26 protein-coding genes are annotated in these 25,739 nt (G+C 64.9%); 13 read left to right on the top strand and 13 right to left on the bottom strand.

The features are described 5' to 3' along the window. The first annotated feature begins 90 nt into the window (after window positions 1–90). Window positions 91–768, top strand: coding sequence for a phosphodiesterase (locus tag ACZ60G_RS12560; RefSeq protein ID WP_465809836.1), 678 nt, complete (start codon window positions 91–93; stop codon window positions 766–768). A 253-nt stretch (window positions 769–1,021) separates the two neighbouring features. Here the strand turns inward: ACZ60G_RS12560 and ACZ60G_RS12555 are convergent, their stop codons facing one another. After that, the gene (locus tag ACZ60G_RS12555; protein WP_465809883.1) at window positions 1,022–1,426 is read right to left on the bottom strand and encodes a DUF302 domain-containing protein; all 405 of its coding nucleotides are present in this window, start codon (window positions 1,424–1,426) and stop codon (window positions 1,022–1,024) included. A 2-nt stretch (window positions 1,427–1,428) separates the two neighbouring features. After that, entirely contained in the window at window positions 1,429–1,683 is a 255-nt protein-coding gene (locus tag ACZ60G_RS12550; RefSeq protein WP_465809834.1) for a YgaP family membrane protein, read from the bottom strand. A 254-nt stretch (window positions 1,684–1,937) separates the two neighbouring features. On the opposite strand from ACZ60G_RS12550, the gene ACZ60G_RS12545 reads away from it, so the two are divergent. Further along, complete coding sequence (locus ACZ60G_RS12545) at window positions 1,938–2,804, top strand: SAM-dependent methyltransferase (protein ID WP_465809832.1); 867 nt, start codon at window positions 1,938–1,940, stop codon at window positions 2,802–2,804. A 223-nt stretch (window positions 2,805–3,027) separates the two neighbouring features. Beyond that, window positions 3,028–4,221: a L,D-transpeptidase gene (locus tag ACZ60G_RS12540; protein WP_465809831.1), complete on the top strand. Its 1,194-nt coding sequence runs from the start codon at window positions 3,028–3,030 to the stop codon at window positions 4,219–4,221. Between the two features lie 44 nt (window positions 4,222–4,265). Here the strand turns inward: ACZ60G_RS12540 and ACZ60G_RS12535 are convergent, their stop codons facing one another. Together ACZ60G_RS12535 and ACZ60G_RS12530 are read right to left on the bottom strand one after the other, a co-directional pair. After that, complete coding sequence (locus ACZ60G_RS12535; protein ID WP_465809829.1) at window positions 4,266–4,514, bottom strand: hypothetical protein; 249 nt, start codon at window positions 4,512–4,514, stop codon at window positions 4,266–4,268. A 178-nt stretch (window positions 4,515–4,692) separates the two neighbouring features. After that, complete coding sequence (locus tag ACZ60G_RS12530) at window positions 4,693–5,865, bottom strand: alpha/beta hydrolase family protein (RefSeq protein ID WP_465809827.1); 1,173 nt, start codon at window positions 5,863–5,865, stop codon at window positions 4,693–4,695. 233 nt (window positions 5,866–6,098) lie between these two features. Here ACZ60G_RS12530 and ACZ60G_RS12525 point away from each other — a divergent pair, with 233 nt between their 5' ends. The 5 genes from ACZ60G_RS12525 (at window position 6,099) to ACZ60G_RS12505 (ending at window position 10,796) form a co-directional block, all read left to right on the top strand. Continuing rightward, window positions 6,099–6,878, top strand: coding sequence for an enoyl-CoA hydratase-related protein (locus tag ACZ60G_RS12525; RefSeq protein ID WP_465809825.1), 780 nt, complete (start codon window positions 6,099–6,101; stop codon window positions 6,876–6,878). 151 nt (window positions 6,879–7,029) lie between these two features. Then, a complete protein-coding gene (locus ACZ60G_RS12520; RefSeq protein WP_465809823.1) occupies window positions 7,030–7,539 on the top strand; it encodes a CHAP domain-containing protein in 510 nt (169 codons plus the stop codon). Between the two features lie 57 nt (window positions 7,540–7,596). Beyond that, entirely contained in the window at window positions 7,597–8,070 is a 474-nt protein-coding gene (locus ACZ60G_RS12515; protein WP_465809821.1) for a CinA family protein, read from the top strand. A gap of 67 nt (window positions 8,071–8,137) precedes the next feature. Further along, window positions 8,138–9,130: a TIGR03557 family F420-dependent LLM class oxidoreductase gene (locus ACZ60G_RS12510; RefSeq protein WP_465809819.1), complete on the top strand. Its 993-nt coding sequence runs from the start codon at window positions 8,138–8,140 to the stop codon at window positions 9,128–9,130. A 220-nt stretch (window positions 9,131–9,350) separates the two neighbouring features. After that, window positions 9,351–10,796 (top strand): M6 family metalloprotease domain-containing protein, encoded by a 1,446-nt coding sequence (locus ACZ60G_RS12505; RefSeq protein ID WP_465809817.1) that lies wholly within the window; start codon window positions 9,351–9,353, stop codon window positions 10,794–10,796. Window positions 10,797–10,800: 4 nt separating this feature from the next. On the opposite strand, the gene ACZ60G_RS12500 is transcribed toward ACZ60G_RS12505, so the two are convergent. Both ACZ60G_RS12500 and ACZ60G_RS12495 read right to left on the bottom strand, forming a co-directional pair. Next, complete coding sequence (locus tag ACZ60G_RS12500) at window positions 10,801–11,193, bottom strand: SLATT domain-containing protein (protein WP_465809815.1); 393 nt, start codon at window positions 11,191–11,193, stop codon at window positions 10,801–10,803. A gap of 22 nt (window positions 11,194–11,215) precedes the next feature. Next, a complete protein-coding gene (locus tag ACZ60G_RS12495) occupies window positions 11,216–11,542 on the bottom strand; it encodes a hypothetical protein (RefSeq protein WP_465809813.1) in 327 nt (108 codons plus the stop codon). A gap of 143 nt (window positions 11,543–11,685) precedes the next feature. Here ACZ60G_RS12495 and ACZ60G_RS12490 point away from each other — a divergent pair, with 143 nt between their 5' ends. Beyond that, a complete protein-coding gene (locus ACZ60G_RS12490; RefSeq protein ID WP_465809811.1) occupies window positions 11,686–11,847 on the top strand; it encodes a hypothetical protein in 162 nt (53 codons plus the stop codon). Between the two features lie 92 nt (window positions 11,848–11,939). Further along, window positions 11,940–12,422: a hypothetical protein gene (locus tag ACZ60G_RS12485; RefSeq protein WP_465809809.1), complete on the top strand. Its 483-nt coding sequence runs from the start codon at window positions 11,940–11,942 to the stop codon at window positions 12,420–12,422. A 66-nt stretch (window positions 12,423–12,488) separates the two neighbouring features. Here the strand turns inward: ACZ60G_RS12485 and ACZ60G_RS12480 are convergent, their stop codons facing one another. After that, entirely contained in the window at window positions 12,489–14,702 is a 2,214-nt protein-coding gene (locus ACZ60G_RS12480; RefSeq protein ID WP_465809807.1) for a glycoside hydrolase domain-containing protein, read from the bottom strand. 238 nt (window positions 14,703–14,940) lie between these two features. Here ACZ60G_RS12480 and ACZ60G_RS12475 point away from each other — a divergent pair, with 238 nt between their 5' ends. Further along, a complete protein-coding gene (locus ACZ60G_RS12475) occupies window positions 14,941–16,077 on the top strand; it encodes a helix-turn-helix transcriptional regulator (RefSeq protein ID WP_465809805.1) in 1,137 nt (378 codons plus the stop codon). Here the strand turns inward: ACZ60G_RS12475 and ACZ60G_RS12470 are convergent. The 3 genes from ACZ60G_RS12470 to ACZ60G_RS12460 form a co-directional block, all read right to left on the bottom strand. Beyond that, entirely contained in the window at window positions 16,074–17,114 is a 1,041-nt protein-coding gene (locus ACZ60G_RS12470) for a fatty acid desaturase family protein (RefSeq protein WP_465809803.1), read from the bottom strand. The genes ACZ60G_RS12475 and ACZ60G_RS12470 overlap by 4 nt on opposite strands. 111 nt (window positions 17,115–17,225) lie before the next feature. Beyond that, window positions 17,226–18,605 carry an aldehyde dehydrogenase family protein gene (locus tag ACZ60G_RS12465; RefSeq protein WP_465809802.1) on the bottom strand — a complete coding sequence of 460 codons (1,380 nt, stop codon included), beginning with the start codon at window positions 18,603–18,605 and terminating at the stop codon, window positions 17,226–17,228. After that, window positions 18,605–19,696 carry an acyl-CoA synthetase family protein gene (locus ACZ60G_RS12460; RefSeq protein WP_465809800.1) on the bottom strand — a complete coding sequence of 364 codons (1,092 nt, stop codon included), beginning with the start codon at window positions 19,694–19,696 and terminating at the stop codon, window positions 18,605–18,607. Before ACZ60G_RS12460 ends, ACZ60G_RS12465 begins: the two co-directional genes overlap by 1 nt. Window positions 19,697–20,156: 460 nt before the next feature. Between ACZ60G_RS12460 and ACZ60G_RS12455 the strand changes: the two genes are divergently transcribed. Next, window positions 20,157–21,104, top strand: coding sequence for an FkbM family methyltransferase (locus tag ACZ60G_RS12455; RefSeq protein WP_465809798.1), 948 nt, complete (start codon window positions 20,157–20,159; stop codon window positions 21,102–21,104). A gap of 10 nt (window positions 21,105–21,114) precedes the next feature. On the opposite strand, the gene ACZ60G_RS12450 is transcribed toward ACZ60G_RS12455, so the two are convergent. Beyond that, complete coding sequence (locus ACZ60G_RS12450) at window positions 21,115–21,459, bottom strand: hypothetical protein (protein ID WP_465809796.1); 345 nt, start codon at window positions 21,457–21,459, stop codon at window positions 21,115–21,117. A gap of 507 nt (window positions 21,460–21,966) precedes the next feature. Here ACZ60G_RS12450 and ACZ60G_RS12445 point away from each other — a divergent pair. Beyond that, window positions 21,967–22,131: a hypothetical protein gene (locus tag ACZ60G_RS12445; protein ID WP_433527235.1), complete on the top strand. Its 165-nt coding sequence runs from the start codon at window positions 21,967–21,969 to the stop codon at window positions 22,129–22,131. 45 nt (window positions 22,132–22,176) lie between these two features. Here ACZ60G_RS12445 and ACZ60G_RS12440 read toward each other — a convergent pair whose 3' ends face one another. Together ACZ60G_RS12440 and ACZ60G_RS12435 are read right to left on the bottom strand one after the other, a co-directional pair. Then, entirely contained in the window at window positions 22,177–23,085 is a 909-nt protein-coding gene (locus ACZ60G_RS12440; RefSeq protein ID WP_465809881.1) for a formylglycine-generating enzyme family protein, read from the bottom strand. 45 nt (window positions 23,086–23,130) lie between these two features. Further along, a complete protein-coding gene (locus tag ACZ60G_RS12435) occupies window positions 23,131–25,482 on the bottom strand; it encodes an arylsulfatase (RefSeq protein ID WP_465809794.1) in 2,352 nt (783 codons plus the stop codon). Between the last annotated feature and the right edge of the window lie 257 nt (window positions 25,483–25,739).

Raw genomic sequence — 25,739 nt, 5'->3', positions numbered from 1 at the left:
GGCTCTCCGGTCGCACGGTTGCCTGCCGTTTATCCCGCGAGGCTCGGGGCAACCGGGAGAGGACACGTCGTCTAGCCCGGAGGATTCGCCATGGTTGATGTACCTGCCACCGTCGTGCGAAGCACATTCGCGGCCGGCGCCCGGCTCCGGCACGCGCGCGTCTTCCATCCCAACGGGGTGTACCTGTCGGGCCGGTTGCACGCCGAGTACGAATTCGAGCACCTCTTCGGCAGCGGTGAACGCGCCGTCATCGCCCGCCTGTCCAAGGGCACCGGCCTGCCGGGACCGGTGCCGGACGTGCTCGGCTTTGCCTTCCGCGTCCTGGATCGCGACGACAATCCGTGGGACTTCGCGCTCGCGACCACGGGCCGCAGCATCGTCGGCCGGTTCGTGATCACCGTTGCGACCGGCTGGGCGCGCGCCAGGTACGGCGGACTGACGCCGTACCGCTTCGGCAATTCGACGCCGACCTGGGTGTTCGCCGAACCCGATGCGGCGCAACCGAAAACGGCGTCCATCGGCGCACTCGAAGAGTACCTGCTCGAGCACGAAGTGCACTTCGACCTGATCGGCAGCCCCATCACCGGCCCGACCCGCAAACTTGCCGAGATCACCCTGCGCTTGGCCCAAGGTGCCGAGCACCGGACCGACTACTTCGACCCGATGCTCAACCACCCCGCCGAGGTCGAAATGGTCCCGAAGGCGGTGCGGCAACTGCGCGAGTTCGCTTACGCGGGTAGCCGCCGGGGACGTGGCGAGGCGGATTGACCCAGCACACGGCTCGGTTCGGCTCGCGTCGGCATCGTCTTCCGCTGCCCCGAACTCGGCCCGAGAAGTCGCCGATGACCATGACCGCCTCGTCGCTCTGCAACTCCCGGCGCGGGCGTCGCCGCAGGGAATCCGACGTCGTCGACGGTCCTGGACCCCACTTGCGTCTTCGAAATGAGTTGAAGGCGAACCGGTTTGCTCCTCAGCGGGTAAGAGTCGGCTCCCGGGGATCATCCTGACGACCGCGGTGTTGTCAGCGGTCGCCCAGGGCAGCGATGGCGGCCCGGAGTTTGGTGGCGGCCTCCGCCGCGATCGGTTCCAGGTCCGATTCGGCCGTAACCTGAACCATCACTTCGGGATCCATGGCTTCGACGATGACGGTGGCGTCATCGGCCGGGTCGCGACGGACAATGACATTGCAGGGCAACAGCAATCCGATCCGGCGGTCGACGCCGACCGCGCCATGGGCCAGCGACGGATTGCAGGCGCCGAGGATGCGGTAGTCCTCCATGTCATCGCCGAGTTTGGCCTTCAGCGTCGCGGTCATGTCGATCTCGGTCAAGACCCCGAAACCCTGTTCGGCCAGAGCGACACGAGTCTGCTCGACGGCATCGTCGAACCGGTCGGTACGCACTGTGGTGGAGATGGCCAGGTTCATGATCACCCATACTTCCTGTCGACAACGATCGGAGCTGCGGTCGGCGGTCTGATCCGGGACACGGTGCGGCCAGCCGTAGCGGGCAGCCCGAGCCGCCGCGACAGCAGGGTCATCGGGCACCAGCCCGCGACGTCGTACAGCAGCAGATTCGCGCCCACGAGCCCAGCGAGGACCAGCCACCAGGTCGACCACACCGCGGCCAGAGCCACGCTGATCACGATGAAGGTTCCCGCTAGCAGCTGTAGCTCTCTAGCCATCTACAGCATATACCCCCTGGGGTATATCAGGCTGTGACGTCAGGCATACACGAAGCTGATCGACGGCAGCACTACGACGGCGATCGCTCTGTCGCCACGGTCGTTCAGGTATTCGCGGTAATGCGCCGGACGACCTGGGTGGCGGGTTCGTCGAGGATCAGTGGTCGTGGCCGGATGCTGGCAGCGCTGTGAACGTGGCACTCGCGGTCCGCTGGAATGACCGAGCTCTCGCCACGATCGCTACGTTGGCGAGTATGCGCACCGATGGAGATTCCTGGGACATCAATACCAGCGTGGGATCTACGGCGTTGTTCGTCGCGGCGGCTCGCGCGCTGGGCGGCCGCGCGGCCGACGCGCCGGTGGAGGACCCGTTCGCGGAGCTTTTCGTGCGGGCCGCGGGCGGGGAGTGGGCCGACCTGCTCGACGGTCGAGTGCCTGCCCATCCGTTGCTGACTCCCGAATTCGGCATTCAGTTCCAGCAGCATCAGGTCGCCCGCACCCGGTACTTCGACGACTACGTCCACGCGGCCGCGGCCGCTGGCATCCGGCAGGTGGTCATCCTCGCGGCCGGCCTCGACGCCCGCGCGTACCGGTTGCCGTGGCCCGACGGCACGGTCGTCTACGAACTGGACCGGCCGCAGGTGCTGGAGTTCAAGCGCGAAACTCTCGCGCAGGCTGGTCGCCAACCGATCGCCGAGCGCCACGAGGTGCCGGTGGACCTGCGTGAAGATTGGTCGAAAGCGTTGTGCGACAGCGGTTTCGATCCTGCCCTGCCGACCGCGTGGCTGCTGGAGGGTCTGCTGATCTATCTGTCGTCGGCTGCGCAGGATCAGCTGTTCGACGCCATCGTCTCGCTCAGCGCGCCCGGCAGCCGGGTCGCGATCGAGCAGATGGATCCGCTGCCCGCCGAGGCCGTCGCCGAGATGGCCGAACACGACGACGCGGGCTCGGAATGGGTGCGGTTGATCTACAACGACCCCCGCGGTGAGGTCACCGAGTGGTTCACCGACCGCGGTTGGACCGGCCAGCGCGTCTACCTCACCGACTACATCCGCGGCATCGGCCGCACACCGGCCGCCGACCGGTCATTGATCAGCCTGGTCACCGTCGTGCGGCCCTGAGCTGGCTTTTCGGCTGACCGTTGCGCGCCACCGGACCGTGACCGTCCCGGGTTTCGCAGACCGCCGATGACCGAGTTACGAGAACCCGGATCCGATCGAGGAACGGTATCGGTTGAGCGACGGATCGGTGGAGATCCTGGTCGTCGGTATCACGGCCGACGCGTAACTGCCGCATGCTGACGGACAGAGGTCGGCCCAGCACCCCGGAGAAGGGAGATGCACGGTGGCATTGGGACGTCGTCGGTTGCTGATCGGTTTCGGCGGTGCGGGTGGCCTCGCCCTGACCGGATGCGGGTGGGTGCGAGAACCCGCGCCGCCACCCAAACCCGCCACGATCGGATTCGATCCCCCGCCCGGCACCCACGATGTCGATGCGCGCAGCCCCGGCACGACCACGGTCACCGACGGGACGCTGCGGTCGGTCGAATGGATCGATGAAACGGGCAGATCACTGCCGGGCGCATCGGCACCCGATCTTCGAACCTGGACCAGCGCCGAACCACTCGGCTATGGACACACCTACACCGTGAAAGCGGTGGCGCATGGCGAATCCGGCGACGTCACCGCGACGTCGAGCTGCGCCACGGTGCGACCGCAACAGCTCATCGATGTCTCTCTGCGCTCCGCCAATCTCGTCGAGCTGGCCGAAAACGACACCTACGGAGTAGGTTTCGTGCTCGTCGCCCAGTTCGACGAACCTGTCGATCGGGCAGCCGTGGAACGCCACCTGAAGGTCACCACCCAGCCGGCCGTCACCGGTGCCTGGTACTGGCTCGACGATCAGAACGCACACTGGCGGCCGGAGCACTATTACGCACCGGGAACCAGGATCACGATCGAGGCCGAACTCTTCGGCCTGGCGCTCGGCCAGGGCCGCTACGGCCTGCGCGACCAACGGGTTTCGGTAATCATCGGGCCCGCACACGTCGCGATCGCCGACGACGACACCAAACAGATCGACGTCTTCGACAACGGAAACCTGGTGCGCACCATGCCCACATCGATGGGCAAGGGCGGCACCACCGTCGTCGGTGGCAGAGCCATGTCGTTCTGGACCCGCCCGGGCATCTACACCGTGCTGGACCGAAACGACCCGGTGATCATGGACTCCACCAGCTACGGCCTGCCCGCCAACTCCGGTGGCTACCGCACCAGCATCAACCATGCGGTCCGCATCAGCCACGACGGAATCTTCGTGCACGAATTGGCAGCAACCATGTGGGCCCAAGGCAACACCAACGTCTCACACGGCTGCCTCAACATCTCCCCCAACGACGCCGCATGGTTCTACGACTTCGTCATCCCCGGCGACGTAGTCGAGGTCCGCAACACCGGCGGCGACCCCCTCGATATCTGGCAGAACGGCGACTGGAGCATGCCCTGGTCCGACTGGCTTCGCGGTGGCGCCCCCACATGACACGAACTAGAAAAAGGGGCTGATCCTCGCGTACCTGTCGACCGTCACAGGGGCGTTGCCACGGAAGTGACCGGACTCCATCGGCGGAACCCGCCCGAAGCCGTTTCGAGCCGCCACCACGCCAACCGCTCGGCGAGTTCGGGCAACCAACTGGTCGGCGCATCGCAGAGATCGTGTCGCGCGCGGGCGGCGGCGGCGTGCAGAACGTCGGCGGCGACAGCGGGAAAGTCGTGTCGGAGGTGCTCGATCGCATCGGCGACAACGACGTCGGGTGTGGCTCTATCCGATCTCACCGATGTCATCTCGTACCCTTCTTGCCGGCTCGTGCGTGGATGGCTTTGTCGACCGACCGTATTTGCTCCATCGTGGCGGGGACAGGGCCACTGGTCCCACTCTCGTGGGCCGATAGGCACTGCTGAGGCGGCGTCGACGAAGTGGTCCGCGCAGGCCTACGGTGGGACAGGGGTGGACTCAGGGGTTACCGATGGCCGGGTCGGATCGAATGCGGGCTACGAACTGCTCGATGGCGGTCCACATCTGGGGGCTGAGTTGCGTGTGCTTTCCGGTGCCGAGGACGCTGTGGAAGTCGACGCCGTGAGCGGCGAGTTGGGCGGCGAGGATGCCGTGCAGCGGGGACGGGACGGTGGTGTCGGTGATGTTGACGCACAACAGGATCGGGGCGTTGTAGCCACTCGCGGGAACGGTCATGTAAGCGTCGGCGGCAGCGGGTATGGGCGCGACGGACAGGGGCTTCGCCAGCAACTCGCCGATGCTGAGGCCGCGGACGCGGTCGATGATCTGGGGTGTACACATCGCGCCGACACTGTCGAGCACGGACCGGCCCTCGAGGGTGAGGTATTCGTCGACGTTCACCTCGGGCCGGGCAGCGCGCAGCCCGGCCAAGATACTGACGAACAGGTCCATGAAACCGTCCGCGATGACGGACGGAATGGGAGTGCCCGGTCCGAACAGCGGTACCAGCTTCTCCACATCGGACTCGGGGTCGATCGCGATGGTGCCACGGAAGTCCAGGTCCGGCGAATCTGTGGCCTGCAGGTGGCCGGTGCCGAGCGCGGCCTGCCCGCCCTGGGATGCGCCCATGACCGCCCACGTCCGCGACAGTTCCGGGTGGGCGGTGCGGGCGGCGCGCACGAGGTCGATCGTGGCCGTCGCCTCGGTGTCGATCCCCAGGTATGGATGCGGTCCGGTGTCGAAGCGGCCGAGGCCGAGGTAATCGGGTGCGACCACGGCGAATCCCTGTGACGCCAGGTACTGGAGCAGCGCGTCTTCATCTCCCGCGATCGTCTGGGCGGGGTGCTCGAGTGGATCGGACTGGCCACCGCAGCCCGGTCCGAGTCCACTGGTGCCGTGGTCATAGGCCATGATCGGCCACCCGGACGGCGGCGGGGCACCGGCCGGGACGTACAGCGCTCCGCTGGCGGGCTGCGTCGTCCCGTTCGAGCCGCGCATCCAGTACTCGATCACCGAGCCATCGGTATTGGACATTCCGCGCGTACCGTCGGGTAGCGGGTACTCCGCAATCAGGGTTCCTGGGATTTCTGCATACGCCGGGGCGATAGGCATCAGGAGTGTGGACAACATGACCACCGCCGCCGCTCGTTTACCCGCGTGGACAACTCGCATCGAACACCTCATTCCGGTCCGACACCGTCACATTCGTGAACGAGGCTATAGATCAGAACGCGACAACTCGCTTCAACACACTGCTCCGCAGAAATCGCACCCTTCAGGCCGACCACAGCTATCCGAGCAGACAGCTCGCGCCGCATCAGGAATGCGATCCCTGGGCGGGGGCGCGGTCACCTTTCCGGATAACTGTGGAGGTGTCGTTGCCCGCAAAGATCTACGGTGGAGATATGACCGCCTTGGAGTATCGGCATTTGCTGGTCGCGCGGGACGGCGACACGGTGCGCATCACCATGAACCGGCCGGAGCGACGTAATGCGTTGTCAGGCGAACATCTGGCCGAACTGCTCGCCTCCTTCCGGGCCGCCGGCGAGACCGACGCCACCGGGATAGTGCTCGGGGCGCACGGTCCGGTGTTCTCCGCGGGACATGATTTCGCCGATGTGGCCGCCCGCGACCTGCTCGGCGTACGGGAACTGCTCACACTGTGCACCGAGCTCATGTCGACCGTCCAGTCGGTCCCGCAGGTGGTGATTGCCCGGGTGCACGGTCTGGCCACGGCCGCCGGCTGCCAGCTGGTGGCCTCATGCGATCTGGCCGTCGCCGCCGAATCGGCCGGATTCGCGCTCCCCGGCGGTAAAGGCGGCTGGTTCTGCCACACCCCCGCGGTGCCGGTGGCACGCGCCGTCGGCCGTAAACGCCTGATGGAACTGGCCCTCACCGGCGACCCGATCGATGCCCGCACCGCCGAACAATGGGGCCTGATCAACCGAGCGGTGCCAGACGCCGAGCTGGACACCGCCGTCGACGAGTTGCTCGCCCGCGCCACCCGGGGCAGCCGGGCCAGCAAGGCACTCGGCAAACGCACTCTCTACAGCCAACTCGACCGCCCTGAAACAGATGCCTACGCCCTCGCCCTGGAAGTCATGGCAGCCGCCGCCCAGCTTCCCGGCGCCCGCGAAGGGATGGCGGCCTTCCTGGCGAAGCGCCCGCCCGTCTGGCGCGATTAGCGCCCGGCAGGGGGACTCTGTCAACAGGGACTGGACCGTCATTCCCGATTCTGGGAATGACCGATACTCGAATCGCATCGGTCCCTGTGAGTAGAGGATTTCGGATGTCGCGATTGGTCTGTCCAGAGCCGAGCGGCGACGGGTTGCTGCGATGAGCCCGACCGTAGACCACTATCGGATCGTTCCGGAGCTGACCGTTCCCGAGTACGCATCCGAGACGCTCAAAGCCATCGTCGTTGCCACCCACGCGGCGGTCCAAGCGTTCGCCGCGAACGAACTCGGCGTCGCCGAAACCGGAACCAACCACGTGAACCGCCCGTACAACATCGACGACGCATGGTGCGCGTCTTTTGCCACCTGGGTCTGGAAACAGTCCGGAATCGACGTCGACTGGAGCAACAAGAACCACGTGCCCAGCGTCTGGTCCTACGCCGCCAGTAAGGGCTGGGCCGATAGCGACATGTCGAGCGCCCGCCCCGGGGACCTCGTTGTTTTCGGCGGCCAACACCACATCGGTGTAGTGGTGGCCCGCAACGGCAACAGCATCACCACCATCGAAGGCAACTCCGGCGACGCCGTACGCCAGCACACCTACAACCTCGCCGGCGGAAACTTCACCGGAGTCATACACCCGCCGGCCAAGTCCCTGGTCAACGCGTAGCCGACTTGCGCGGCGAACTATCGGGAGGGGACTGCCGGAGTCGATAGGGTGGGTTCGATGTCCAGAATCGACGAGCGTGCGAGCCGAGTGGCCGCGGCCGCCCTGCGGTCGAGACGGACGGTGGCGGTTGCGGAGTCGTTGACCTGCGGGCAGTTGTCGTCGGCATTGGGTGCTGCCCCGGACTCGGCGCAGTGGTTGCGGGGTGCGGTGGTTGCCTACAGTGCGGATGTCAAACGGCAGGTGCTGAACGTCCCCGAGGTTCCTGTGGTGTCGGAGACCGCGGCCCGAGCCATGGCGGTCGGCGTGCGGGCACTGCTCGGCGCGGACGTGGCTGTGGCGGTCACCGGGGTGGGCGGCCCCGATCCCCAGGACGGTGAACCGGCGGGATCGGTATGGCTGGCGGTCCACGCCGAGGATGGGACCTGGGCACGGCATGAGCTCTTCGAGGGCGGACCCGAAGACGTGCTGAGGCGGACGGTCGAAGTCGCGCTCGACATGGTGTGCGAGGCGATAGGCGAAGCCCCGGGCTGACCGCGACCGATAACTACGCGGCAGACGGGTAGCCCACCGATATCCACCGCCGAGCCAAGGAGCGACAGTGACCCGATTCGGATACACACTGATGACCGAACAGAGTGGCCCGCGCGAACTCGTCCGCTATGCGGTCGCCGCCGAGGAGGCAGGATTCGACTTCTTGGTCAGCAGCGACCACTACGCACCGTGGCTCGAGGAGCAGGGCCACGCACCGAACGCGTGGACCACCCTCGGGGCCGTCGCACAGGCGACACGCCGCATCCCGTTGATGACCTACGTGACGTGCCCGACCCTGCGCTACCACCCGGCGATTGTGGCGCAGCAGGCCGCGACGTTGCAGATCCTGGCCGAAGGGCGGTTCACTCTCGGCCTCGGAAGCGGTGAGAGCCTCAACGAGCACGTCATCGGTGCGGGCTGGCCCGGGCTCGAGGAACGGCTCGAGCGACTCGCGGAGGCCATCGGCATCATTCGTGACCTGCACGCGGGCGGGACGCTCAGCCGACTCGGCAAGTGGTATCGAGTCGACGCCGCTAAGGTCTGGGACCTGCCGGATCAGCCGGTACCGATCGCGGTCGCGGTATCCGGACGACGATCGGTGCAGCGATTCGCTCCTCTGGCCGACGAGATGGTCAGCACCAGTCCCGACGCCGAACTCGTTCGGTCGTGGCATCGCATCCGCGCGAACGACTCCGCCGCGGTGCATTCCCGCGTGACCGGGCAACTGCCGATCAGCTGGGATGTCAACCGCGACAAAGCAATTCAGCGCGCCCATGAACAGTTCCGATGGTCGGCGGGCGGCTGGGATGTCAACTCGAACCTGCCGACACCGGCGAGTTTCGCGGCCGCGACTCAGTTCGTTCGCCCGCAAGATGTCGCCGAGACGATCCCGTGTGGCCCCGATCTCGACGCCATAGTGGCGGCGGTGCGGCCCTACCAGGATGCCGGCTTCACCGACATCGCTGTCGTCGAAATCGGCGACGAACAACAGGACCGGTTCCTTGCCGAGGCCGCCGAGCCGCTGCTGGCGAAACTGCGTGCGGCCGATACCGATTCCTGAACGTCCCGAACGCAGCCACCCGCTGCCCAGGACCGTAGAGCAATCTATCTGCGTACGCGTACCGGTGAGAACGCAATCAGGTAGTTAACCACCCGTGACGCGCTCGCACGGATAGCGCACGCTCGAACCTGCTCCGGTATTCATCCGAGGAGCCCATCCGCGCGTCGTCGGGGAACATCGCCGCGGACACAGCATTGTCTACAGACGCAAGGTCACAATCATGAGAATCACTCTGTCCCCGCTCCCCCGCCACACATGCGATGCGACACCGTGTCTGGTGCCGCTGTCCCCACAGGCGTTCAGCCAGCTCTACCTGCACTATCTCGAACTCCTGAACGCAAGTCGGCTACCCGCGACAATGACCTTCGAGCAGTACTACGAATACTGGCGGTCCGGTCGACGCGGCGAAAATCTGGTCGGTCTCGACGACGGCGCGACCCGGCTCGAACCGGGCAAAGGCAAGGAACTGATCACCCGGCCCGACGTGCAGCTCAAAGGAGTAATCCAGACAATCGTGCTGCTCGTCGATTTTTCCGACAAACCGCACGATCCCGTGCACGGCGCTGGCTACTACGAGGCAATGCTGTTCAGCGAAGACACCTTCCCGTCCGGGAGCATGCGCGACTTCTACCGCAAAGTCAGCGGCTTCGACGCGGCGGCCGATACCGGTATCGACATCCAGGGCGCCGTACACGGCTGGTTCCGGATGCCGCATCCCCTGTCGTTCTACACCGACGGCAACTCCGGAACCGGCAACAGCTTTCCCCGCAACTCGGCAGGCATGGCCCGTGACGCCGTCAAGGCAGCCCTTGCCGAAGGTGTCGACTTCGGTCCCTATGACGTACTCGGCGAGAAGATCGTCACCGCGCTGTTCATCGTCCACGCCGGGCGCGGCGCGGAAGAAACCAGATCCGTCGACGATATCTGGAGCCTGAAATGGGCGATCCCGGGCAACGGTGAAAAGGTGGCGACCGATCTGTCCGTCACGACATTTCTCACCGTGCCCGAGGACTGCAATATGGGTGTCTGCGCCCACGAATGGGGCCACCTCGCCGCCCGCTGGGCCGACTACTACGACACCACCCAGTCCGCGAACTTCCAGTCGGCAGGCCTCGGCGACTATTGCCTGATGGCCGGCGGTAGCTGGGGCAATCACGGCATCACCCCGGTCTTTCCCAACGGCATGCTCCGCGCGTTCCACGGTTGGTTACAGCCTCGCGTCGTCACCAAGACGACGAAGAACATCACGCTCGAACCTGCCGCGCAAGGCGGCGGCACGGTTTTCATTCGGAACGCCGAACGGATGCGTCGCGAAAGTCAGTACATTGCCGTGGAATACCGGCGCAAGACCGGTCAGGACGCATTCCTGCCCGACCAAGGTGTCGCGATCTACGTCGTCGATGAGGAGATCGCGGACGTCAACGACGAGGACGCGCTCGCGATCGAGCTGATGCAAGCCGACGGCAAACGGGACCTGGCCGCGATATTCCGCGGTGGGAACCGTGGAGACGCCAACGACCTGTATCCCTTCGGTGACAACACGACCATCGGCAAGACCACCACCCCGGCCCTGAACATGCCCGGCGGAAAGTGGTCCGGCATCACGATCGCCGTCAAAGGCACACCCGGCGACGACCAGATGGCCATCGACGTCACCATGACCTGAACGGTCAGCGGGCGTCGGCCCACTTTGCCGGCCAGCTTTCGTTTTCGATCGAGATGGCGTTCTCACAGTCGTCGACGAATTGCGACCATCGCGGTGGATCGGTCGGAGATCCCGCTGTTCGCCAGTGGTCGAGCAGTCGCTGCAGCCGGTTTGCGGTCGCGAGATAGCTGATCACCAAGAAGTCGTATCGCCTGCTTGCGAGGAAGGCGACGAGCGAACCGCTGAGTGTGGTCAGGACGGCGATCCATGGTGCGATTCGGGTGGCGGCGTCGGCGCTTACCGCGGTATTGACCGATGCCGCGATCGTGGTGGCAAGGCCCAGCGCGATGGCGACCCGACGCAGGAATTGTGCTCGCGCGGAAGACCAGCGAATCCGCTTCTCCCACAGGGCATTCACCTCTCGTCATCGGATGCCACTGTCATTTGCTCGCCTCACCGGAGATCGGCAGGTTCGGGCATAGTTTCTGGTAGGGGATTTCCGGCGAGACCCAGGAGTTCCAGCGCTCCCGGCTCATGTTGTAGGTCATCTTGTCGCACAAGATGTCTTCTGATGCGGTCGGGATGGGCCAAACGCGGATGGTTCCGGCGTTGAAGGCGACCGCGGTGACTACCGGAATTCCGGTCGGCCGGTCCAGATCGAGAAATATCTCGCCGGTGAGGCCGGGATCGGCATCGGTCAACCACGCCTCGAGTGCGATCGCTTCACGATCGTCCCGGCTGGAGTGACTCAGAAATACCCTGGACATCGCTTTACACCACCGTGCACAGACGCCGATGGAAGCGCGCGTCGAATGCCGCAAGCGTCATACGAAAATCCTGCGCTCGAACAAACCGCCGCACGCGAGTATCGCCCTACTCGATACCGCCGCAGTCCGTCACACTGGCATCCGTGAAGCGGAGCCTGCTATTCACGGCCGCGGTACTGATCGTCGGGCTGGCGATCGGGTACGGTCGCGCCGACGGCCATTCGGGCGTGGCGGTGATGCTCGCGGTGGCCGCGGCAGTCCTGCTGCTCGATGTGGTCATCCGCCTGGGGCGCCACTCGCAATGAAGCGGTCAGCGCGGCAACGGGTCTATGCCGTGCGATCATTTCATCGCCTTGCGGGCATCGATGCAGGCCGGAATCGACTATGAGGAGGGCTAGTGACGAACAACGGGGTTCGCCGGGCTACCCCCGTGCGTGCCAAGCTGGGTTTCGTCGGTGCAATGGTGAGTGCGCTGGTGCTGGGGCAGCACATTGTCGCCAGCGCCGCGGAGACGACCACGTTCCAGCTCCCGCTCGTGAAAATTTCCCAAACATGGGGTATTCCAACGCAATTCAACATCTACTTGACGGCGACCGTCGGCGACCAACCCGGAGTCACCACCTTCGGTGTCGCCAATCCCGGCCCCTTCGGCGGTAGCACCATGCTCGACTCCCACGCCCGGATCCAGTGGTCGAACCTGACGACCGGAGCAGTCGGTGTGGTCGACGTGGCAGATCGGGAAACGGCGCAGCAGCCCTGCGCTTGCGCCCCTGCGCCGGTGCCGGTGTTCACCGGAGCAGGCCAGATCGTCGCACTCGCCACCGCGGGCGGCCTCGCCATCACCATTTCCTCGGGGTTCGGTCGGTTCACGGCTCTTTGAGCCCGACCGGACCGGTAATCGCTTCCGGCGATTACCGGTCCGGTCGATGGATGGAATCCGGACCTCTCACGGACCATCGGGCAACGGCTCTTCATGTCCGTTGACCGACCGAAGAGCGAGGGTCTGTTTTGGTGTCCAATAGATCCGGCCGTTTTCGAACTCCTGGTAGCTCCCGGTGTCGAAGGGGGTTTCGTCGGATGTCGGCCAGCCGAGGGGTCCGTTCTCGAATCCGCTCCGATTCCATCGGTCACGGATTTCGCCGTGCACCCAGTACACCGGTCGGCCGTTGCGGTGGTAGAGCGCCCCGTTCTGGAAACCCTCCACCTCGCCCCATTCCACGTCCTTCGGATCGCGCAGCACAGTGTTGTCGGTGATCGGATACCCCAAAGGCCCTGCTTCCCAACCAGTTTCGGCAAACTTGTCGAATAACGACGACGGGATCGGATGTGCTCCGGTGGAGGGATGCCAGTAGATGTATCCATTCTTGAACTGAGCGAATCGACCGACGCCGTCGGCTGTCTTCACTTCGCCGTTGGTACCGAGACGCGGGCCCAGCCACGGCGAAGCCGCCGCCTTCGCATCGACTTCTCCGGCCAACGCGGCGCCGGAGAACTCTCGGACGTGGCTTTCGAAAACGTCCCACGGGAAGTTCGGGCCGACATCGGTATGGGTGCCGATCCCCAGGCACTCCGTCACATATTTGTGGTCGGAGATGCCGTCGCGCCGCGTATACGGTGGAGCGATGACATCGGTGGCGAAGCCGTACTTCTTCGCGTCCTGAACAGCCAGCCAGGCGGCTATCCGGAGGTCTTCGTCGATGGCCATCCATTCGTCCCGCGACCATGCCGCCCGGCTGCCCGCGAAGCAGAGATTGATCGTCTGCGCGTTGGCATCCAGGACCGACCACGACGCGTAATCCGCGTCGACGACATCGCAGACGATTCCATTGCGCAGCGTGTAGTGATACGAGGCGCCGTTGGCCGAGTTGTTGAGGTACGCCGCCAGCGACTCGGCCGTGCCGTCGCCTTCCTGGGTATGCAGCAAGAAGTTCGTGATGCGAGCCCCCCAGCGCTCCGACCGGGAGTTTCCCATTCTGTCCAATTCGGTGAATACGGCGGCGTTCACAGCGTGTTCTCCTTGTGCCTGAGTGCGTTGGATGGACCACTGCCCGAAGTCGGTAGCCAAGATGTCGTTGACGTCGACCGAGCTACCGTCGATGACGGGGCCGGGATTGGATGCGGTATCGATGACGCGCTGATAAAGGACGGCCTCGGGTGTGTCGAGCCGATTGCCGGACCACGCGCGCGTCTGCCAGGCCCAGAACCGGCCTTCGGAAGTCCGGCCGAGTACACCGTCTTGGATGGCCCAGGCGCATACCTTGGACGAGCCGTAGACTCCGGTCCACTCCCGCCCGATCGCGTCGTTGACGCCACGGAAAAAGTTGACCGCCTCGTCATTCCATTGGTCCAGCGAAATGTCCTCGTCCACCGCGAAGAAGATCGGGCACCGGTCGTGCCCGCCGACGGCGGTATGGATTTCCCTGGCCTGGAGGCCCATCCGATGCCCGCCGTCGTAGCCTGTGGTCCAGTCCGAAGGCGCCTGCGGATTACCGGGCTTGCCGTACTGCCATATCGAAACGACGTCGAGCCCGGCTGCCTGCACACTGTCGGCATATTCCCTGGTCACCGGCTTGGCGCCGAAACTGGATCCGGGTCTGCTCGGCGACACGTAGACCATGACAGCACTGTGTCCGGCTGCCTTGATGGCGTCGGGATCGATGAAACGCGCGGCGAAATCAACTGCGGTAGACATGCGGGGAACTCCATTGGTCGAGGGTGGCGGGTCTGCGGCTTCGGCCAGCAGCGGCAGCGGGTCGAGCCGGTCCGATCCGGGAGGCACCCAGACATGCCGATGCCACTCGAGGTGCAGGTGCGGGGCAACGCCGCCGTTGGATGCGGAATCGGGGTTGATGCGGGCGATCCGCTGCCCGGCTTCGACCCGGACACCGACCGCGACTTCGCGAATCACGTGTCCGTACACGGTCGTGCCACCGCCGTCTTCGGTGGGATGGTCCAGGACGACCCAGCCTGCCGGGTCGGGTCCGCCGAACCCGGAGGCCGGACCCGCGAATACCACCGTGCCGGCTTGAACCGCGTAGACGGGTAATCCGCCGCTGCCGCCCAGCCAGCCGAGATCGACACCCCAGTGGAAACCGTCGTCGCGGGGACCGAATCGGGAAGTGACGATGCGGCCACGCGCCAAGGGCCAGTACCTGGTCATGTCGTTCCCCTCCGAGAAGTCGTAGCCGACCGGCTGCGAAGCAGTTGCCCAAACGAGTAGAGCAGGGCTCGTGGCGCGGTTCGTCATCCAAACCGATGAAAAGGCGGTCCCGGTCGACGACATTCGCCGACAATGGAATCGAGTGTCGGACTACTCGTGTGAAGCACCTCCCGAAGACCTATGATCCACCCCAGGATGATTGCCGTTTCTCTTGTGTCGCAGGTCATTTCATATGCCGATGACAGTCGAGAGGTTCTCCGCGATCGTCGCGCGAATCAACCGTGCGGCGCTGCATCCGGCTGACTGGCCGCAGGCGGTGCACGATATCGTCACGGCACTGGGTGCGCACCGCGGCGGCTTGGTCGTCTCGGCATCGGGTAGCCGGCGGATGACCGCCTGTTCACTCGGCGCGGACGATCTGCGCCACAGCTACAACACCCGATACTGGCGTATCGATCCGATCGCGAATGCGCTCGAACATCAACCCGCCGGTGTCATTACGACGTGCGAGGAGCTGCTGGGGCCGGAGTACCTGCACCGGCATCCGTTCTTCTGCGACTGGATGGTGCCGCACCGGCTGGGCAATGGGATACTCACACTCCTCACCAGTGGCGCCAGCACATCCTGGATCGGGGTGTATCCCGATGGGAGCCGCAATCTCGACCGATCACAGGCGACATCGACGATGCGCCTGCTGCTCCCGCATCTGCGGAACGCGCTGAACGTGCAGTCCTGTTTGACGGACGCCCGCAACGAATACGGCTTGGCGATCGCCGTGCTCGACGCGCATCGGAACGGGCTGGTGATCGTGTCCAGTTGCGGCGCTATCAGCTACGCGAACCCGGCGGCATTGTCGATCCTGGAATCGCGAGACGGCCTCGGCATAGGACGCCGCGGGCACCTCGAATCATCGGACAGCCGAACAGCAGTCGGGATGCGCGCCATGATCGATTCGGCAGTCCGCAAGTATGGGCCCTACGTCGGCGGGCGCACCCTCATTCCCCGGGACAGCGGTCGCAGCTCGTACGCGCTGCTGGTGTTACCGCTGGATCCGAAGATCAGCTGCCCGGAGGAGTACGCATCGGCGGCGCTCGTCGTCATCGTCGACCCGGATCACGAAATTCCGGGTGGACCGAAGGCACTGCGGCAACTGTACGGGTTGACCGGAGCCGAAGCGCGCGTTGCGACGGCGGCATTACGCGGCGAAGGCCTGCGGTCGATCGCGGAAGAACTGGCGGTATCGGCGAACACCGTGCGCACACATCTGCAACGCGTCTTCGAGAAGACCGGTACACATCGACAGGCCGAACTGGTTCGGGTGCTTACTGCTGTGCTGTCCGGAACCGGTCAGTTCGTCGAACACCGCGAGGATTAGGCCGCGCCGGCGGACCGACCGACCGTGTGCAGGTGACGCAGCGCTTGGCCGTATGAGCCCAGAAGGCTGGTCTGGCAATAGGGAACACCGATTTCAGCGCAGAATGCGGCGACCATCGGTTGGGCTCGGCGCAGGTTGGGCCGGGGCATGGAGGGGAAAAGGTGATGCTCGATCTGGTAGTTCAGGCCACCGAGGGCGGCATCGGTCAGCCACCCGCCGTGGACATTGCGGGACGTGAGAACTTGACGACGCAGGAAGTCGATTGAACCGGGAGTCGGCAGTACGGCCATACCTTTGTGGTTGGGCGCGAAGGTGCACCCCATGTAGAACCCGAACAGGCCTTGCTGCACCGCGATGAAGACAACTGCCTTAGCCGGAGACAGCACGAGGAACACCGCGGACAGATATAAGGCCACGTGGGCGCCCAGCAGCACGGCCTCCCGGCCCCAGTACGGCGTCGACCGCCGCACAAGGGCTCGAACACTGGCGGTGTGCAGGCTGCCCGCCTCGAGGAACAGCATCGGGAAGAACAGCCATGCCTGGTATCGGAATATCAGCCGCCGGATGCCACGGCCGGCCCGCGCCCGCACACTGGAATGCGCGAGCACGCCCATGATGTCGGGGTCGGCGCCCTCGGTGTTGGGGTTCGCGTGGTGCCGATTGTGATTGCCGACCCACCAGCCGATGCTCAACCCGATGCCGAGATTTCCGCAGATCATGCCGAACAGCTGGTTGGCCCGCCGGGTGCGAAAGATCTGCTGATGCCCGGCATCGTGGCCGAGAAAGGCGAACTGAGCGAAGATCACGGCCAGAAACACCGCAGTGCCCAGCTGCCACCACGAGTCGCCGATGAGAACGAACGCCGTCCACCCCGCAGCCAGCGCCGCCATCGTGACCGCGATCCGCCAGCCGTAGTACCGCAGCCGCCGGTTCAGCAGTCCCGCTTGTCGCACTCGGCGAGACAGCCGGGCATAGTCGCTGCCCCGGTCCGCTACCCGGTCGGGCTCGACACGCGGGTCGGTCTCGGTCAATGTCACGCGTTGGGCCCCTATCGATATGTCACCGGCTGCGAAGGATGTCCACAAACCTACCGGTGTCAACCGAACAACGGCCCCACACAGCCCGAACGCTCGGGGTCGATGTGGCAGTCAGACTCCGGAACGGATCATTCCTTTCGTGCGCATCAAGAATTCGGCCAGGTAGCTGTCGTGGGGCACGCCCGGGCGCAGCCAGGTGGTCGGGTTGTCGCCGAGGTACAGGTTGGTGATCGTCGGCTCGTCGAGGAGCGCTTCGATCAACTGCCGTCGCTGGGTCATCGCGGTCAACACCAGTGAGTTCTTCAGCGGCGCAATGCCGTCCGACGCCGACCACGGGCCCACCCAGACACAAGGGAACGGCAGTTCGACATTGAGTTGTGCTGCGGTGCTGTCCGCCACAAGGTGTACCGAGGGGCGCAGGACCGCGCCACCGGTATCGAGTTCGTCGACGATGGTGTCACCGCCGAGGATAGGGTGCGCGTCGCCCGCCACCTTGTGCAGGTAGGCGTCGATCGCTACCACGGCCTCGGTGGGCTGCACGGTCAGGATCGCGGCCGGATCGTCGGCGGGCAAGCTCGGAATCCGGTCGAGCACTTCGGCCAGCGCTCGAGCCAGGGGTGCCGGGTCGCCCTCGACCAGCACCGCGGTCGCGCACGTACATGCGGTGCCGCCGAGGTGGCTCACCGAGTCGGCGATCAACTCGATATGGTCGCGCCAATCCACGTCCGAGGTGACCAGGATCTTGGATCGTCCGGGGCCCTGAGTCAGCACTCGGGGGTTGGTGCCGTACTTGTCGACCACGTCGTCCCCGCCGTAGACGATCGAGAAGTCCGCTTCGGCCAAGATGACGTCGGCGGCCGCGTAGTCGGTCGGAAGCAACGTGACGACGTCCGGCGGGAACCCGGCCGCACGTAAGGCGCTGACCAAGCGAAAAGCGGTGAACGGTTCGCGGGTGGATGGTCGTACCGCGACCTTGTATCCCAGCGTGAGCGCCTCGGGCCAAAGTCCGTGCACCGCAGGCGTATTGCCCGCGGCGTGCACCGCGAACAGGTCTCCTTTGCGAGTCCAGACGGCCGAACCCGCACCGGTCTGTGGATCGTGCCAGTCGCGTACGGCTCCTCTGGGCATGGCGAGCTCGACGGTTGCGGGCTGCTCGCGCAGCACGTCGGCGACCCAGTGCACCGCCTGATGCACGACGGCCAGCGGCACACCGGAGGTGACCGAGACCAGACGTGTGTAATCGCTGGAGTCCAGACCGTCGATGACGCCGTGCAGGAAGAGGTCGGCGGCGCGCTGCAGGGCCGACGAGCGCGCGGTCGCGGGCATGATCGGTGCTTTGCGCATTGCCGCCATGGTGCGCCGCACGTAGAGGGGCGGAACCTGACTGATCTCACCGATCTGGTCGCCGGACACGGTGATCAGCGGCTTGCGGGCGTGTGCGCGGTAGGCGCCGTCCGGGCCGAGCGCGTCGATCTGGATGAACTCGCTCATCAGTACACGCCCTCGATGACCTCGACGTCGTCGAACGTTCGTACCGGTCCGACATCGGCGACCGAACAACCGAGTGTGTCCGCGGGTGGCTCGACCTTCAGTGCGATGTCGCGTTCCAGGTTGTTCGGCAGTAGTGCGTATTTGGTGAGATGGTTCATCACGACCTGTCCGCGCTCGCCGTAGTTCACTTCGGCGCCGGTTGCCGCGTCGACGACACGGAACGCGATATAGGGGCTGGGTGTGTCGAATACCGCCAGCCCGTCTGGCCGCTCCTCGTCACGTTCCCGCGACATGCCAAGGATTGTGGTGCTGCCGTAGAGACCTTTGAGTGGAATGCCGGGAAAGATGTCGTGGCGGAACATATTCCGTGAATCCGCATCCATATGGGCACCGCTCCAGCAGATGAATCCGATCTTCTCGCGCACGAGGTCGACCAATTCATCACGCTGCGCGATCCGTTCGAGGATCGGCGGTGTGGTGATGAGTATGCCGATCGATTGTGTCGCCAGCAGGTGGGCTGCCTGGTCGACGATGTGATCGGCGTAGCGTTCGGTGTCGGCCGTGTCGCCCCGGCCGATCATCTGCTTGATCCACCGTGGGTCGAGATCCACGGTGAACTTCACACCGTTGTGCCTGCGTGCCCGGCGCTCGGCGAACTCTCCGAACATATGCGGCCCGCTCGGCGTCACCGCGAGCACATTCGCGTCGCCGATTCCGGTGTAGTGGTGCTCGTCCCAGCCCAGCGCGAAGTCCATCCACCTGTCGAACATCACGAAACGCTTCGGATCGCCGGTGGTGCCGCCACTTTCGTAGATCCCGGCGATGACTCGATCCGCACCGGTCAGCCCGCGCGGAATCATATCCTCGATGGGCACCTCGCGGAATTCGTTGACGACATTGGGAAAAAGGCTCAGATCGCTGAAGGTCCGCACTTCGGAGAGCGGATCGAAATCGAGTGTCTTCGCGCGCCGCAGCCAGAACGGGCTGCCCGTATCTTCGTTGAAATGCCAGTGCATGAGGGCACGGATATAGTCGTCCGCGTTGCTTGCCGCGAGTTCGCGGCGGGAGAGGTCCAAAATTTCAGGGAGCACTTATCGGCCTCCAGATAAAGCCCGAATCGGGGCATTTCGCTCGAATGGGGCAATCTTCCCGTGCCTGACGGCGGCCAAACCCGCGACCGACCCGGTTCGATCCCCCGATCGAAACCACCTGTCGGGCTTGCGGTGATCACGACGGATACCACCGGGGCGACGCGTGCTCCAACTAGGCGGAATTGCGCCTGCTACAACAGTTTTGAGCGGTACACGTCCTGGCTCAATGTAATGGCGACCCTGCGGGCCCGTGACCTGGGATTCGCCACCTGGTCGTTGCCTGCGCTGCCGTCACGACCGGACACCCGAACGTCGCCATAGGCACACGCGACGCCCACACACCGGCCTGCCGACGACCGACAGGCCAAAACGTCGCGGATGGCACCGGCCCTCCATCGACCAGGCAGAGACTGTCGCGAAATCGCTCGACGACCCCGCGCGACCCGATACCGTCACGGCGGTGAATCCTGTCTCGACTCCTCCCCGGTGGCAACAGACCGTGCTCAGACCACCGCCCTGGCCGCCGCTGCTCATCGCCGCCCGCTGGTGGGTTCGATACGGTCCCGGAATCGCCGTCAAACAGAGGCTGCTGCGGGAATGGCTCGACGTCGGTCTCCAGCAGAGACCACGGCCACCCAAAACAGTGCGCACCCGATACGGCCAGCGGTTCCTGGTCCCGACGACCAGCGACTTCATTGCCCGCGCGATCTACATTCACGGCTGCTGGGAGGCTTGCATTTCCAGGCTCGTCGCCTCGCGGCTGCAGCGAGGCGACGGATTCATCGACATCGGATCCGCGGACGGGTGGTACGCCGTGCTCGCGGCACGACTCGTCGGCCCCACCGGACACGTCATCGCGATCGAGCCCGCGGCACACGAACAGCTGCTAGCGAACCTGGCGCTGAACAGCGTCGGCAACGTTCGCGTCGTCCAAGCCGCCGTCACCACCGAACCAGGGACGGTGACTCTCTACACCCCGCACGCAAACACCGGCGCCACCACGACGATCCGCCCCGACAGCTACCAGTCCACGGCCACTGCTCCCGGCCTGCCACTGGCCCAGATGCTGCACCCGGGCGACCTGGAGAACGCCAGAATCATCAAAGTGGACGTCGAAGGCGCCGAAGGCGCAGTCCTCACCCAGCTCGCCGCCTCGATCCCTCGGCTGCGCAAGGACTGCGAGATCATCGTCGAAGTCACTCCCCACTGGCTCGACATCGCCGGTCACGACGTGGGAACGATTCTGAAACCGTTCATGGACAACGGTTTTCACTCCTATCGGATCCAGAACTCCTACGCGCCGGAGGATATTCCGGGCATGCTGCGACACCCACTCCCGCCCGCGCCGGCCACCGGGCCCTTGCCCCGGCAGATCGATCTACTACTCACTCGCGCCGCCGAAAGCTGAGTTCCGCCGATCACGCCCGGTGCTCGGTTGGCCATGGCTCACACGGACGACGAGGATCGCCGCGGTGCAGCGATGCGATCCACCCGTCTTTGCGCACCAGGATCCGACGGCCCGACCAGTTCCTAGCGGATCCGCAGTCGGGGCCGCCGGGCTGGGCTGCGTCGATGCTGAATTGGGTTGTGGGACAGCATGTGTCGCCGTGCCAGGCGTTGACGCCTTCCTTGACCGCGACGGCGGCGACGACGAAGGCTGCGATGGGGTCGGCCGAGTTCCAGCCGAACAGGCTGTTGAGTCGCAACCCGACGATCAGGACAGCCGAAAGGTGTGTCGCCAGCCGGTCGCGGACGACACACACAAGCCGAACCCGCGGTGTCCGTGAACGCCCGATCGCCGAATCTGCCGAACCGGAGACAGTCGAGGGGCGTGAAAAGTTCCGCCTCACCGGCCATTAACAGGATAGTTATCTTCTAAATGTTCTCGTTCCGGCTGATTTGGCGGATAGCCAGCGGTAAGCTGTGCTGGACGCCTTTCAGCGGTACCAGGAGGTGTCCTGTCCGGTTCGGTCGATGGCGCAGCTGTCGGTCGGTCGGAATACGCACTCCGGTCGGGGGTAAATCGTGCGCGCTTCACCGAGCAACGAATCGGGTCACAGCAGCCGATTCGGCAGGTGACATTCACAACCGAATCCAGCGGCTCGGCAGCGTGGCCGAGCATGCGGACGTCACAAAGCTCGGTCCTGGCCGACATCACCGAATTCAGTGGCCCACGTCTAACAGACCATGGGCACGCATCAGCCCAACAGGGCTATGACGGAGATGTCGAGAACAATTCCTCGATTCAGCATTTAGTTGAAGGATGCAAAATGTCCAAGAAAATAGTGAAGACCGCTGCCGCGACTGTTATGGCCCTGCCCCTGCTCGTCCTAGCAGCTCCCGCAGCTTCTGCCGATTCGCCGTCGTCCTACGCGACTCCGGCCGGATCGGTCGCGATATGTTTCCCGCTCGGTAGTGTCGTCTGGTGCATCTGAGACCGCGGCTCCCTCGAACCGGGCTAGCCGGTTGAGGACACAATTTCACGCTTCCGGTGCGTCGCGCACGACGCACCGGAAGCCTATGTGGCAGGTAGCGGTGTCCTCGGTCTGCCCCTGTCGGGCAGCCGGCCGGTACCTGAGGCAGTAGTCGGCCGCGCACAGATACGATCCGCCCTTGATGACGCGGCGTGGAAAGCGTTGCGCCGCTGTTGGTTCGGGGGTGTCCACGTGCGGGTTGCGCGGGGCACAGCAGGTCGGTGTCGGGTGCTCGGGGCGGAAGTAGTCCACGGTCCACTCCCACACGTTTCCGGTCATATCGTGCAGGCCGTAACCGTTCGGTGAATAGGTGCCGACCGCCGTGGTGCCGGGTCTCCCGGTCTGCCCGCGGCCGGGGTGGAATTGCCACGGAAATGCGCCGACCCAGATGTTGGCCATACGACGGCCGGTCGGTTCGAACTCGTCTCCCCAGGTGTAGGTGGCTCCATCCAGTCCGCCGCGGGCGGCGTACTCCCATTCGGCCTCGGTCGGCAGCTGTTTGCCGACCCAGGCCGCGTATGCCGCCGCATCCTCGAAGGCAACCTGGGTGACCGGGTGGCGGTCGAGCCCGTCGAGTGTGCTGCCGGGCCCGTGTGGATGGCGCCAGCACGCGCCCGGCACATACCGCCACCATCGGCGCCAGTCGTCCAACGGCACTGGTCCCCGGGTGGGCCGGAACACCAGTGCGCCCGGAATCAGGTTCTCCAGCTCCGTGTCCGGATAGTCCTCGGCTGCGGGACTACGTTCGGCGACGGTGACGTATCCGGTGTGCTTCACGAAGCGCCGGAACGCGGCATTGGTCACCGGGTGCGGGTCGATCCAGAACTCATCGACCCGCACCCGGTGCACCGGACGCTCCTCGGGGAAGAAGTCCTGCGATCCCATCGCGAAGCTGCCGCTGGTTATCCGGACCATGCCTCGCCGGATATCGTCACGGATCGCGGTCACGGAACCCCCGCCTCAATCGCGTGAAAATGCCGCAGCCGCCGCCATTTCCAGGTCCTGGTAGGGCTTACCGCTCACGTCCTCGATGACCTGGTGCATGGTTCCCCCGGTGAACGGGAACGGTGAGCGGTAGCTCGCGGATACGGACTGGCCGCTGTCGCGGCCGACGCGGATTCCTTCTCCGACGCCGGAGAAGACGATGGGCTGGGTCCGCATGTCCTCCAGTGAGCCGACCGGGTTCTCATCGATGTACAGGACGGCCTCACCGGTGGGTGTGAAGTTGTCCGGGCGGGTGCCGCGGCGTTCGTACCGGATCCCGAGGATGTGGTCGCCCAGCGGTACCGTTCGATCGGAGACGATGGTCTGCTCTTCCTCACCGAGGAAGTTGTAGGTGTAACAAAGGTGGCCGTCCTTGACGTACAGGGTGTGTCCACCGAGTCGGCCGCCGTGGGCGAAAAGCACCCCCTCGGCATCGGAACTGTCGATCGTCGTCTCCGCGAGCAACGCGAACGACCGTCCCTGAATCTCCAGTGCCGCACCGGGTCCCACCTCCGCGACGTCCGGATAGTAGACAGCACTGTCGCGCTTCGCGCCGTAGGTCGGGCGGGAGCGGGTCATCATGGAGATGACGTCGAGATCGTTGAGCGGCAAACCGTTGTATTTCTCGGCCTCCGAGAACCACAGCGCCTTCAGCTCCTCCAGCTTCTCGGGATGAACCTCGGCCAGGTCGTGCATCTGGCTGCGGTCCTGCTCGATATGGAACAGTTCCCAGCGGTCCTGGTCGAAATGCCCCCAGCCGGACGGGCATGCGGCGTGAACGGTGTCGGCGAACCAACCGCGATGCCAGATCCCGCGCGTGCCGAGCATCGAATAGAACTGCGTGTGCTTGCCTACGTCCGCGTTCGCGTCATCGAACAGCGCCCGGAAACTGACCCCTTCCAAGGGACGCTGCCGCACGTTCTTCACCGTGTCCGGCGGTGTGATGCCGAGCAGGTCGTAGACGGTCGGGGTGATATCGCAGACATTGAGGTACTGGTGGCGCACCTCGCCACGGGCCGCCACCCCGGCGGGCCACGACATGAGGCAGGGGTCGGCGATGCCGCCTTCGTGCGAGGCATAGCGCTTGTACAGCTTGTACGGGGTGTTGAACGCCATCGCCCACCCGATGCTGTAATGGCTGTAGGTGGTCGGCGAACCCAGCTCGTCGAGCTTGGTCAGACTGTCCTCGACAGTGTCGATGTAGCCGTTGAAGAACTTCATCTCGTTGGCGGTGCCGTTCGGACCGCCCTCGCCGCTGGCACCATTGTCGGAGAAGGCAACGATGATGGTGTTGTCCAGTTGGCCGCTTTCTTCGAGATAGTCCAGCAGTCGGCCGATCTGGGCGTCGGTGTAGGACAGGAATCCGGCGAACACCTCCGCCTGCCGTCGGAACAGCCGCTTCTCGTCCTCCGACAGCGAATCCCATGCTCGCACCGTGTCCAGCATCGGCCACGGCTTGCCGTCGGCACTGGTGACATTCGCATACGGGTTCATCGGCGACAGCTCGGTGTTCTCCGGCACCAGACCCATGCGCTTCTGGTTCTCCAGCACGATCTCGCGATACTTCTCATAGCCCATGTCGAACCGGCCGCGGTACTTGTCGGCCCATTCCCGCGGCACGTGGTGCGGCGCATGCCCGCATCCCGGGCACAGGTAGGTGAACCACGGCTTGTCGGGGGCGACCACCTTCGAGTCGCGGATGAACTCGATCGCCCTGTCCGCCAGATCCTTCGACAGGTGATATCCGTCTTCCGGTGGGTACGGCTGCGAGATCGGGTGGTTGTCGTACACCAGATTCGGATACCACTGGTCGGCCTCGCCACCGAGGAACCCGTAGAACCGCTCGAACCCACGCCCCAGCGGCCAATGCCGCTTGGACGCGGCCAGATTCTCCTCTTCCAGTGGTGTCATATGCCATTTGCCGACCGCGTATGTGTTCCACCCGCGCTCGGCGAGGACCTCCGAGCACAGCGCGGTTTCGGCCGGTATCCGACCACACATACTCGGGAACCCATCGGTGAACTCCTCGATGGTCGCCATACCGACCGAGGTCGCATTCCGGCCGGTCATCAAGGAGGCACGAGTGGGCGAGCACAGGGCGGTGGTGTGGAACTGAGTGAACTGCACACCGCGATCAGCGATTCGCTTCATGTTCGGCATCTCGACCAGACCGCCGTAGCAGTCCCAGGTACCGATCCCGATGTCGTCCCACACCAGATACAGCACGTTCGGCGCGCCCCGTGGCGCGGTCGGTTCCGCGTAAGGCCCCCAATCGGGAACCGAATCACGTATGTCGAGCGCGACCTTCCCCTCGAACTTCCTGGCCATCATCCAACCTCCGGTGCGAGAGCTGTTCGTTTGCCATTCGTCCTGCTGTCCGGGATCCGGACCTCATGCCGAGTTCACGCGCGAACGCCGATCGGTGCGGCTGTCGTGTTGGGATGTGCCTCCCATCTCCGGCGATACCGCGGAGACGGGCTCAGATATTCGATTCGACGTGTGGTGGTCGTGCTCTCCCGGACATGCTGTCGGGAAGTTCGCTGATCAACGCCTTCCGTACAGAGAGTACGGCGGCTCACCGTGAT

The sequence above is a fragment of the Nocardia sp. NPDC102475 genome, from assembly GCF_055584605.1.
This window is presented reverse-complemented; position numbering and strand designations above follow the sequence as displayed.

Bases quoted from the DNA above. Each gene is read 5' to 3' on its own strand.
- ACZ60G_RS12555 (WP_465809883.1), bottom strand. From the start codon at position 1,426: ATGAACCTGGCCATCTCCACCACAGTGCGTACCGACCGGTTCGACGAT.
- ACZ60G_RS12545 (WP_465809832.1), top strand. From the start codon at position 1,938: ATGCGCACCGATGGAGATTCCTGGGACATCAATACCAGCGTGGGATCT.
- ACZ60G_RS12550 (WP_465809834.1), bottom strand. From the start codon at position 1,683: ATGGCTAGAGAGCTACAGCTGCTAGCGGGAACCTTCATCGTGATCAGC.
- ACZ60G_RS12445 (WP_433527235.1), top strand. From the start codon at position 21,967: ATGTCCAAGAAAATAGTGAAGACCGCTGCCGCGACTGTTATGGCCCTG.
- ACZ60G_RS12435 (WP_465809794.1), bottom strand. From the start codon at position 25,482: ATGGCCAGGAAGTTCGAGGGGAAGGTCGCGCTCGACATACGTGATTCG.
- ACZ60G_RS12520 (WP_465809823.1), top strand. From the start codon at position 7,030: ATGAGCCCGACCGTAGACCACTATCGGATCGTTCCGGAGCTGACCGTT.
- ACZ60G_RS12515 (WP_465809821.1), top strand. From the start codon at position 7,597: ATGTCCAGAATCGACGAGCGTGCGAGCCGAGTGGCCGCGGCCGCCCTG.
- ACZ60G_RS12505 (WP_465809817.1), top strand. From the start codon at position 9,351: ATGAGAATCACTCTGTCCCCGCTCCCCCGCCACACATGCGATGCGACA.
- ACZ60G_RS12525 (WP_465809825.1), top strand. From the start codon at position 6,099: ATGACCGCCTTGGAGTATCGGCATTTGCTGGTCGCGCGGGACGGCGAC.
- ACZ60G_RS12530 (WP_465809827.1), bottom strand. From the start codon at position 5,865: ATGCGAGTTGTCCACGCGGGTAAACGAGCGGCGGCGGTGGTCATGTTG.
- ACZ60G_RS12560 (WP_465809836.1), top strand. From the start codon at position 91: ATGGTTGATGTACCTGCCACCGTCGTGCGAAGCACATTCGCGGCCGGC.
- ACZ60G_RS12440 (WP_465809881.1), bottom strand. From the start codon at position 23,085: ATGGTCCGGATAACCAGCGGCAGCTTCGCGATGGGATCGCAGGACTTC.
- ACZ60G_RS12475 (WP_465809805.1), top strand. From the start codon at position 14,941: ATGACAGTCGAGAGGTTCTCCGCGATCGTCGCGCGAATCAACCGTGCG.
- ACZ60G_RS12495 (WP_465809813.1), bottom strand. From the start codon at position 11,542: ATGTCCAGGGTATTTCTGAGTCACTCCAGCCGGGACGATCGTGAAGCG.
- ACZ60G_RS12480 (WP_465809807.1), bottom strand. From the start codon at position 14,702: ATGACCAGGTACTGGCCCTTGGCGCGTGGCCGCATCGTCACTTCCCGA.
- ACZ60G_RS12465 (WP_465809802.1), bottom strand. From the start codon at position 18,605: ATGAGCGAGTTCATCCAGATCGACGCGCTCGGCCCGGACGGCGCCTAC.